Origin of the sequence: Planctopirus hydrillae (assembly GCF_001707835.1) — a bacterium.
Lineage (GTDB): Bacteria > Planctomycetota > Planctomycetia > Planctomycetales > Planctomycetaceae > Planctopirus > Planctopirus hydrillae.
The window spans coordinates 1-3027 of the sequence record NZ_LYDR01000044.1; the positions used below are offsets into that span (position 1 = coordinate 1).

At 52.8% G+C, this 3027-nt stretch carries 3 protein-coding genes; 2 read left to right on the plus strand and 1 reads right to left on the minus strand.

The window, feature by feature from the left end; genetic code table 11:
• Positions 1-629: 629 nt before the first annotated feature.
• Together A6X21_RS06095 and A6X21_RS06100 are read left to right on the plus strand one after the other, a co-directional pair.
• Positions 630-1541 carry a DUF1559 domain-containing protein gene (locus tag A6X21_RS06095; protein WP_068846730.1) on the plus strand — a complete coding sequence of 304 codons (912 nt, stop codon included), beginning with the start codon at positions 630-632 and terminating at the stop codon, positions 1539-1541.
• Positions 1542-1710: 169 nt separating this feature from the next.
• Complete coding sequence (locus A6X21_RS06100) at positions 1711-2139, plus strand: hypothetical protein (RefSeq protein WP_068846731.1); 429 nt, start codon at positions 1711-1713, stop codon at positions 2137-2139.
• A 93-nt stretch (positions 2140-2232) separates the two neighbouring features.
• Here A6X21_RS06100 and A6X21_RS06105 read toward each other — a convergent pair whose 3' ends face one another.
• Positions 2233-2664 carry a response regulator transcription factor gene (locus A6X21_RS06105; RefSeq protein WP_068846732.1) on the minus strand — a complete coding sequence of 144 codons (432 nt, stop codon included), beginning with the start codon at positions 2662-2664 and terminating at the stop codon, positions 2233-2235.
• Between the last annotated feature and the right edge of the window lie 363 nt (positions 2665-3027).

A 3027-nucleotide genomic window follows, 5' to 3' on the forward strand; every position in this document is an offset into this window, starting at 1 on the left:
CTAAAACGTATTTGGCGAATAATCCATCATCAGCTTTATCGCAGGACGCTCTTCATCTTCGCTCACTGAGAGTCAATTGGCGCCCCTGCGGATACCTTGATGACCGTTGGATATCGATCGGCCAGACCCTCACCCGGCACTCCGTGCCACCCTCTCCCACGCAGACGCGGGCGAGGGTTTTCGAGGAGTTCCATGACCCGGCTCTGTTTCGATGTGGCAGCCCACGAGAAGTATTGAGAATCCGTCGAATATAGACGCCGCGAACGTGATGAAGCTGGTTGCCGCGAGGCTCGTTTATTGTACAAAGCGTTGATCTTTGCACCCCGCCGTGGCATGAGGACTTCTATCGCTAGTAGAAGTACTTATCAAGTGTCAGCAGTCTCATGGGCCATGCTTCTCTGCAAATGACTGCCAATTTTCCGTGCAGCGGATTGCCTTGCATCGAGAGAAACTGCAACCAGCTTCAGCAGTTCCATGGGGTGATCAGTGCATTCCATCAATCACTGAGGAGCACTTCGCGACGATTCGTGCTTGGGATCAATTCAATATTCTCTACATCCCAGGGGTATAAAACTTGCTGTATCAAGTATTGTCCATATTTTACTTTTCGTTTTTCGTGGAGATGACTCATGCGTCGGCGTGGATTTACTTTGATTGAATTGCTGGTGGTGATTGCGATTATTGCCATCTTGATTGCACTCCTTCTGCCCGCAGTCCAGCAGGCCCGGGAAGCCGCCCGTCGGACACAGTGCCGCAACAATCTGAAGCAGTTAGGTCTGGCGCTCCATAACTACCACGACCGAGCCGGTATGTTTCCCTACGGTGTGAGAGGTGGTGTGCGTCTCAACCGCGATTGCTGGATGCAGCAGATTCTTCCCGAGTTCGATCAAGCCCCTCTTTACAACACGTATATGGCACAGACGCCGGCGAATGTTCAGGATATTTCCAATGCGGTGAAGCAAGTCAAGATTCCCGGACTGATGTGCCCCTCGGATCCTTTCGCAGGTTCATTTACGGGGATCGGCGGACAGATCGGTTTTCATGGCAACTATGTGGTCTGCGCCGGTAACAACAGTGTCCCGGTTGGGAATCCTGTCGCGGACACCGTTCCCGGCCTTAACGGCATTTTCTGGCATTTTTCAAGCTGCAAATTCCGCGACATTACGGATGGGACTTCCAATACCATTCTTGCTGGTGAAGTTCTGATTCGATCCAATGCGACGGCTGAAGGGTGGGGTGATGCCGGCTGGTACTGGGGCGGTGCAAACTGGGGTTCGTATGGCTTTTCGACTGCCAACACTCCCAATACTCCCGTGGTCGATCGCACGTATCGCTGCAAATCGACAACGAACACGCGGGCACCGTGTGTTTCGAATACTGGCAGCGGCAATGCCGAAAACTACGCCCGCAGCATGCATACCGGTGGTGTGCATATCCTCATGGCAGATGGAGCCGTCCGCTTCATTTCGGAAAACATCGATCGCGGCGCCTTCCAGGGATTGGGAACCCGCGCGACCGGAGAGACGATTGGCGAATTCTAAATAGCTCGGAATCATGGCCAACACATCGAATTGACGTATCAAGTCATATTCGGCTCTCAAAGTTCCTGGATGAAATGATCAGGCGATTTGTCTGCAATCCACACAGGTCGATGGCACATTCGCTGACCCTTCCCATTTCGAGTTACCTTCCGTACGGAAACTCTTCGTCATGCCCGCGTCATTTTCATTTCGATATGCTTCAGTTCTTGTGCTTTGCCTCGCTTTGACGGTTGGAGGGGGGATGGCAGGTTGCACGCCTTCACCCATCAAGAGTGAGGTGAAGGGAACTGTGACTGTCAACGATCAACCTGTGATCGAAGGGCAGATCGCATTTCATCCTGCCGATGGAAAAGGGTCATCAGCCGCTGGCCGAATCGAGTATGGCTCGTACTCTCTCCAGGTTTCGCCAGGTGAGAAGATTGTGGAAATTTTCGGGCAGCGTGAGATCCCGGGCCGATATGGGGAAGAGCTCGTCGACGGGAAAAAAGTCCTCATGAAGGAAGATTACATCCCCGCCCGCTACAACACGAAGAGTGAGCTCAAAGTCACGATCTCGGCAGCATCTTCCACACAGGATTTTCAACTGCAGCCGGAATGATCTTTTACTCGCCTAAAAGTTCAGCCATTGAGACTTGCTCATGGCATTGTTGTGAGGGGGTATTTCCACAACAATGTCTTCCTTGGCTCCGTATTACGAAGTTTTTCGTCGGGTGGTTTTCTTTGGGGTGGCATCTTCACCAGTCCCTGCATCGGCCGGGGGCGAGAAGATGCGATTCACGGATTCGACCAGTGCTTCCATTGGGAAGGGTTTTCGCAGGTAATCATCGACGCCCAGCATCTCGGCATACGCCTTGTGCCGGCCTCCTTCGTTGGCAGTGATCATGATGACGCGGGGCTTTTTCGCGAGCGTGCGGATGAACTCCAGCACTGGAAAGCCTCCCATACGAGGCATCATCATGTCAGTAATCACCAGATCTGGTGAGAGCGATTCGATGAGCCTCTGGCCTTCCATACCATTGGGAGCCAACGTCACCCGGTGACCGGCATGCTGCAGGACGGCCTGCAAAGTCGATGCGATTTCGCGGTCGTCGTCGATAATGAGAATCAGCTTCTGCTCGGCCATGTTTGTCTTCCTGCGGGAGATTCATCACATGGCGATATTGTAGCCAAACCAAGCGACTGCCGCATACAAAGGAAGGAAACGTGCCAGATGTTTCCGTGGGATTATGGAGATCTCATGCAGCCTAACTCCTCATGCGCCGCTAGCAAAGAAGGAACAGACAAGGATCCAGGCCATGCAAATCTTTGTGCCATGCTCACGGCTCGGAGTGAGCATGCCGGTCTTGCATTTGAGTTTTCGAGCGACAAATCAAAGGAGCATGCTTGCTCAGAGCTGCAAGCATGGCACGCAACGCCGTCCACGATTTTACAAGTCTGATGACGTGACGTAAGTTTCGTGTTCTCAAGAAGATCGAGTCTCGGGTAG

Bases quoted from the DNA above. Each gene is read 5' to 3' on its own strand.
- A6X21_RS06095 (WP_068846730.1), top strand. From the start codon at position 630: ATGCGTCGGCGTGGATTTACTTTGATTGAATTGCTGGTGGTGATTGCG.
- A6X21_RS06100 (WP_068846731.1), top strand. From the start codon at position 1,711: ATGCCCGCGTCATTTTCATTTCGATATGCTTCAGTTCTTGTGCTTTGC.
- A6X21_RS06105 (WP_068846732.1), bottom strand. From the start codon at position 2,664: ATGGCCGAGCAGAAGCTGATTCTCATTATCGACGACGACCGCGAAATC.